The organism is Shewanella sp. Sh95, from assembly GCF_001308045.1.
In the GTDB taxonomy this organism is placed as follows: Bacteria; Pseudomonadota; Gammaproteobacteria; order Enterobacterales; family Shewanellaceae; genus Shewanella; species Shewanella xiamenensis.
Genome location: NZ_LGYY01000031.1, coordinates 1 through 6,927, shown reverse-complemented (window position 1 = coordinate 6,927; position 6,927 = coordinate 1). Strand labels below are relative to the sequence as shown.

At 42.4% G+C, this 6,927-nt stretch carries 3 protein-coding genes and 1 pseudogene; 3 read left to right on the top strand and 1 reads right to left on the bottom strand.

The genetic code is table 11. The annotated features are described in order from the left end of the window. Positions 1 to 214: 214 nt before the first annotated feature. Entirely contained in the window at positions 215 to 1,852 is a 1,638-nt protein-coding gene (locus tag AEA42_RS02715) for a lactate permease LctP family transporter (protein WP_055646897.1), read from the bottom strand. Between the two features lie 701 nt (positions 1,853 to 2,553). Between AEA42_RS02715 and AEA42_RS02710 the strand changes: the two genes are divergently transcribed. The 3 genes and pseudogenes from AEA42_RS02710 to AEA42_RS02700 all read left to right on the top strand — a co-directional run. After that, complete coding sequence (locus AEA42_RS02710; RefSeq protein ID WP_055646898.1) at positions 2,554 to 3,510, top strand: DmsE family decaheme c-type cytochrome; 957 nt, start codon at positions 2,554 to 2,556, stop codon at positions 3,508 to 3,510. Between the two features lie 14 nt (positions 3,511 to 3,524). After that, positions 3,525 to 5,513, top strand: a complete 1,989-nt coding sequence (locus tag AEA42_RS02705) for an MtrB/PioB family decaheme-associated outer membrane protein (RefSeq protein WP_055646896.1) — start codon at positions 3,525 to 3,527, stop codon at positions 5,511 to 5,513. A gap of 19 nt (positions 5,514 to 5,532) precedes the next feature. Next, a pseudogene (locus AEA42_RS02700) lies at positions 5,533 to 6,804 on the top strand (molybdopterin-dependent oxidoreductase); the annotation flags it as partial. Between the last annotated feature and the right edge of the window lie 123 nt (positions 6,805 to 6,927).

Sequence of the window (6,927 nt, the reverse complement as noted above, 5' to 3'; positions counted from 1 at the left end):
GTCGAGGTTACGGATAGAGATAGCGGGAGCGGCCATGATGAATTACCTGCAAAAGAGAGTAATAGATCAGAATGACCGATCGCCGTCAAGTTTTTTAAATCGAAAATTAGGTGCGGAATGACGGATATAAGCACAGCCAACTATTTTTATCGTAAATATAAAAAATGCCGAGTGATAATTTACTCGGCATTTTGATATTTTTAATAGGAAAAGTTTACTTAGTAAAAAACACGAGTGTCCAAGGTATTATGTATGCTTGGATCACTGTGAGTAAACCAATAAAAGTACAGAAAAATAGACTGTGCTTTAGAGTAAAGCGGAAAAGATCAGATTCTTTACCTGCTAACCCTGTAGCAGCACAGGCAACCGCAATAGATTGTGGCGAAATCATTTTTCCTGTTACCCCACCAGTCGTATTTGCGGCGACTAATAACTCCGGTGTTACACCAATTTGGTTTGCAGTGTTGGCTTGCAGCGCACCAAAAAGAGCATTTGATGAGGTGTCTGAACCGGTTAAAAATACCCCTAACCAACCTAAGAATGGTGAAAAGAACGGGAAAGCCACTCCAGTGCCTGCCAGTACTAACGCTAAGGTTGAAGATAGACCTGAGTAGTTTGCTACAAAAGCGAATGCTAATACTAAGCCTATGGATAATATAGGGAATTTTAATTCAATTAATGTTTCTTTAAATGATTTAAGTGCATTATTTACTGACATTTTAAGAATAAAAATTGAAATTATTGCGGCTAATAGAATGGCGGTTCCTACAGCGCTTAATATATTGAGTTTATATATTGCAGCATAGGGGGTTTCTTTAGTCACAATCGGGGCTGTTTTTATCACTAAATTATGCAAGTAAGGTACTTCGATACTGATAGTGGCAAAACTTAGTGCGAGTTGTACATCTTTTAAACTCCACAGGGTTACAATCGCGGTAAGAATAATAAATGGAGACCAAGCTTTAAATATCTGACTATTAGAAAACGTAGATTTTGGCGTAATAGCTCTTTGCTTCATTCCTGAAAAAGTGAAAATTTCTTTTGGTTGCCATACTTTTAAAAATAATGTCAAACAAACTAGGCTGACTAAAGCAGAAGTAATATCGGGTAATTCAGGACCGATAAAGTTTGAGGTAAAAAATTGTGTAACTGCAAATGAAACGCCTGCCACTAATGTAGCGGGCCATGTTTGACGAATTCCCCTAATACCGTCCATCATCGCAATAAGCCAGAATGGCACTATTATCGATAATATTGGCAGTTGACGGCCAGCGAGTTGTCCAATATGGAATGGATCAAGTGATGAAACCTGACCTGCGACAATGATAGGAATTCCCATCGCGCCAAAGGCTACAGGCGCTGTATTCGCGATTAAGCAAAGTCCTGCTGCGTACAACGGATTGAATCCAAGCCCGACTAATAATGCCGCAGTAATAGCCACGGGAGCACCAAAACCCGCCGCTCCCTCAAGGAAGGCTCCAAATGAGAAACCAACCAATAGCATTTGTAAGCGTTGATCTTCTGTCACTGAAATGACAGAGGAACGTATAATTTCGAATTGGCCTGTTTTAACGGTGATTTTATATAAAAATACCGCGGTAATAATGATCCAAGCTATAGGCCAGAGACCATAACTAAAACCATATATCGCAGATGCAACTGCCATCGTGACAGGCATTTTATAAGTGATTATTGCAACCGCTAGGGCAATCAATAAAGTTAAAGCTCCGGCAATATAACCTTTGAGTTTTAACACCGTCAAAGCTAAAAAGAAAAATACAATAGGCAGTAAGGCGACTATTGCTGTTAGCCACAAGCTACCAAGTGGCGTATATGTTTGGGTCCAAGTCATAGGGAGGTAGGTCCATGTAGTTATAGTATGTTAATAAACGGTATTGCATACGCAACGTCACAGATACTAATGTTTGGTGATGTAGATGTAATGTTTCTTGTTGCGATAAGTGACTTTGGTCACGCTATATGTGGAGGCATAGGGTTTTAGTCAGATGGCTGGCGAGTGAGTGCATAAATTTAGTGCGTTAATGCTATTTAGCTAAATTAGTTTTTATTTATTATATTGAAAGAGTTTTATCTTTATTAGAGTAACTGAATTTTAGCTGGTGATAACGTTATATTAATTAATTCACATATCTGGTTATTATTAATTTTAAATTAATTTGTTTTAGTGATTAATTAATTTCAACTTCTTCTCTATATTAGAAATCTAGGATTGTTGAAATGTGATCAAAATATAATTAGTCTTAGTGAATGTTTGAATTTAATCAAAACAACTTTAATACAATAAATTAACCATTTCAGATTCTTCTTCTGGTTTTATTTTTTTATTCTTATTTCTTTCAATGTGTTGTGTAATTTTTGAGAATGATTTTCTTTTGTTTTTTTTAGTGATCTAAGGCAGGTTTTTAGTGGTTTTTAGATGTGGGCTGGCTTATTGGATGTTTATTATTAACAATCGTTAACCTTGGTTTCTTTGTGGTTACTATAAAAGTGGATTTTCCACTGCTAAGTCATGTTAACCATAAGGCATTAAATATGAGATGGCGTAAAATTAAAACTCTGATAATGGGAGCGAGCCTGTTCCTTATATTATCTCCATCTGTTAAAGCTCAAGATATTCCATCAAGTCACAAACTGGGAGAGCAAATAGAAAAAATACTCACAGATAAGTTTGCTGAAGGTAAATATTCCGCTAAAGGCGCAGATACTTGTTTAATGTGCCATCGTAAAAATAACACCGTTATGGCTATTTTTGATGGGGTGCATGGCGATATCAATAATAGCAAATCCCCAATGGCAGGATTGCAATGCGAGGCATGCCATGGGCCACTCGGACTGCACAATCAAGGAGGCAAGGAGCCAATGATTAGCTTTGGTTCTGACAGTCCATTGTCAGCACCGAGCCAAAATACCGTTTGTTTAGGTTGCCATCAAAAAACTGAGCAAAGTGGCTGGCATAGCAGCTTACATAACATGGAAGAAATAGCCTGTGCGGATTGCCATAAAGTCCATGCAGCTAAAGATCCGGTACTGCAAAAGCAACAGGTGAGCCAAGTGTGCACTTCTTGTCATACTCGGCAGAAATCCGATATGAATAAGCGTTCATCTCATCCATTGAAGTGGAATGACATGACCTGCATCGATTGTCATAACCCCCACGGTTCATTTAATGAGAGTGCCTTAAAAAAGACCTCAGTTAATGACACTTGCTATAGCTGCCATGCGGAAAAACGCGGTCCTTTCCTGTGGGAACATGCTCCTGTGACCGAAAACTGCTCCACTTGCCACAATCCCCACGGCAGTGTGAATGACGCGCTCGTCAAGCAACGCGTCCCTCAACTATGCCAACAATGTCATGCCGATGATGGACATGCTAATCGGGTGGTCACTCAGCCAGGTACTGACGCGTTTGGTGCAGGTATGGGATGCCTCAATTGTCATAGCCAAATCCATGGCTCCAACCACCCTAGCGGCAGCAATTTTGCCCGTTGATTAAGGAGTCTGCCATGTCTTTTAAACTTAATATCATTACCTTGGGATTGCTTGCTGCTACCAGTGGTGTGAGTGCTGCAGACTTTTCTGTGCACAAAGCTAATCTGCAAGGGCTAAAGTTGGATGCTTATCAGTGTAAAAGCTGCATAGGAGAGAAGCGTTATCAAGGTGAGCTGCAGTTAAGTGCAGGCTGGGCCGAGAATGATGATATTCATGCGGGGAATGCCTTTGGCGATGCCAGCGATGGATTGCGCGCGGCTATGGATGCGGACGTAGGTTATCGCAATGCGGGTTATGAAGCTAATGTTCAAGCATATCAATTGGGACTAGAGAACAGCTATGCCCACCTTGATGCGGGTCGATCTGGACAGTATGCCCTGAACCTTGATTATCAATTATTAACTCGATACGACAGCCGAGCACAAACGCAGTTGTGGCACAACAATGGCCTACTTTTTCCAGACACTGAGACTCGAGATGTCGATTTACAGCTGGAACGCGAAAAGGTGGGCTTGGGATTAGCCGCGCAATATGGCGTCATGCAGGCGTTTATTAACTACGACCACGAACAAAAAACGGGTAATCGTCGCAGTAGTTTAGTAACTCCTCGCCCTGTTAACTTTGCACTGCCTGTTGATGCTAACACTGAAAACCTCAATGCTGGCCTTAATATTTCGGGTGAAAATTGGTTAAGCGAGCTGGCTTACCATGGCAGTTTTTACCGAAATAATATTGATAACTTAAGCTTACCTTATTTGCCCGATGTTTATGCTGCTACGCCTGATAATGATGCCCATCAAGTCTCGTTATCTGGGCAATACATGCTTGGACGTGGCAACGTCAATGGCCGTGTCGCCGCTGGACGGATGCTTCAAGATGGCGATTTAATCCAAGTCAGTGGTAATCCGTTACAGAGCTGGGATGGTCAGGTTGATACCTTAGATGCGCGGATCGGCTTCAGCAATATGTTAAGCCCGCGATGGCGTGTTAACGGTCAGGTTGACTATAGCGAACGCGATAATAAAAGCTCTGTATGGGAGTTTGCGCAATTAGAGTTTGATAATGTCAGCGGTGCGTTTAAGCAAAATGTCCCCATGGACATCGAAAGGCTGACATACAAACTCCACAGCAGTTACCGTTTTAACAGTGAGTATCGCCTCATGGGAGGCTACGACCGTAAAGAGGTAGAATGCAGTTACCTTGAGCGGGAACAAACCCATGATGACGCATTTTGGGCCAAGCTGAATATCAGATCCTTGGCAAACACTGTGATTGATTTTGGTGGACGTTACGAGAACCGCAGCGGCTCGGTCTACAACGCTGTCGAAAATACCTCGATTGAAGAAAATCCACTATTGCGTAAGTTTTATCTCGCAGACCGTGAGCGTCAGGCGGTTGATCTGAAGGTGAATTATGTACCACTTTCGTGGTTGACTATTGATTTAAATGGATATTATGCCAAGGATGATTACGCTAAAACCATTATAGGCCTAACAGAATCGACCGATTATGGTTATGACCTGCAATTGGGGATGCAACTCTCTGAGCAATTGCACCTCTATGCCTCTGCAAGCCAACAATGGATAGACTCCGCCATCGCCGGTAGCCAATCGTTTTCCTCACCAGACTGGTATAACGATGTTGCTGATGAATTTATCAATTTAGGTGCGGGATTTACCTATAGTGGTTTATTCGATGACAGGCTGACACTTGGTGGGAATTATCAATTCTCCAACTCCGCAAGCGATACCTTAATCACCTATAACGAGATCCAGCCATACGGTGATTACTACTCCTATAACCACAGTGTCGAGCTCTATGGTCGCTACGCTCTGAGTGAGCGTATGGGGCTCAAGCTAAGTTATCAGTACGAGCGTTATTACGACACCGACTATAGCCAATCCGCAGTCAATAGCATTCCTGGGTTAATCACCCTAGGCGACTTAAACCATAACTACAACGCGCACTTGCTGATGTTTACCTTCAGCTACCTGCTGCCTTGATTGATAAGAGGTAAAGACAATGGAACGCAGAAGTTTTCTAAAAATGAGTGCAGCCATGGGCTGTGCAGCAACGGTCACTGGCTGTAATTCAGGTTCTAGTGATGTGAATGTGGTGCCACCTAAGCCGCCAGTAGGTGATGAAGTACAAACTTGGTCATCTTGTTTGGTTAACTGTGGTTCAAATTGCCCCATCAAAGTATTTAGTCGTGATGGCATCATTACCCGTATTGAAGCTGATCATGAAACTAGCGATGAATACGGCAACCACCAGATCCGCGCCTGTGCCCGTGGACGTTCACTTCGCAGCCGAACTTACGCACCAGATCGCTTACGTACACCTATGAAGCGTGTTGGTAAGCGTGGAGAAGCTAAGTTTGTGCCAATATCATGGGATGAGGCTGCTTCAACGATTGCGAGTGAAATTCAGCGTATTGCAAGTAGTTACGGTAATAAGTCGATTTTGAAACACTACGGAACAGGGGCTTATTATGGATTTGCTAGCTCAGCGTGTTTTGATCGTGTGCTCAATCTGAATGGGGGATTCCTGAAGATTTATGGTAACTATTCTTGGGCACAACAAAATGAAGCGGCCGCAGCAACTGGGTTTGGTAGTACATCAGGTTCTTCTTTAACGGCGTTATATGATAGTGATCTGTTCCTCGGTATTGGCTACAACCCAAGTGAAATGCGTCAAAGTGGGTCGGGTGAAGGATATGATTTCTTAAAAGCGCTTGAGGCGAATGCGAACCTTGAAGTGATTATGGTGGACCCACGTTATACGGACTCAATGGCGGGTAAAGAAAGCCAATGGTTACCGATTAGACCAGGAACCGATGCGGCATTTGCAGAAGCGATTGCCTATGAAATGATTAGCTCTGGATGGGTTGATACGCATTCCAAGGCATTTTTAGATAAGTATTGCGTTGGATTTGACAAGGCTTCTCTTGAAAAACTTGTCGCTGAATTTACCGCAAGTGGCGATCCTAAAAAGACTCAATATTTGCCTTATATCGACGTTGAAGACAACTATCGCAACTACATTCTTGGTGAAGGTAAGTTTGTCGATAATGGCCCAAGAACCCCCGCTTGGGCAGCTAAAATTTGCGGAATATCAGAAGCAAATATTAAATCTGTCGCTAGCAAGATTATGAATGCTAAAGCACCGTTTATTGTGACTGGTGCAGGCGTAAACCGTCATGCTAATGGTGAACAAGCCATGCGTGCTTGCTATATGCTTTCGTTCCTAACCGGCAAAGTAGGGCAGCCAGGTGTTAGTAATGGTGCATTGCCCTGAAGAATCCCCTGATGATTTACAAATAAATCATCAAATTAGGGTGGAAGCGCATCTTGTTGCATGATCAAATGGTTTCGCTAAAAACTACACTTGGACAACAAGATGCGCGAAGCCAATATC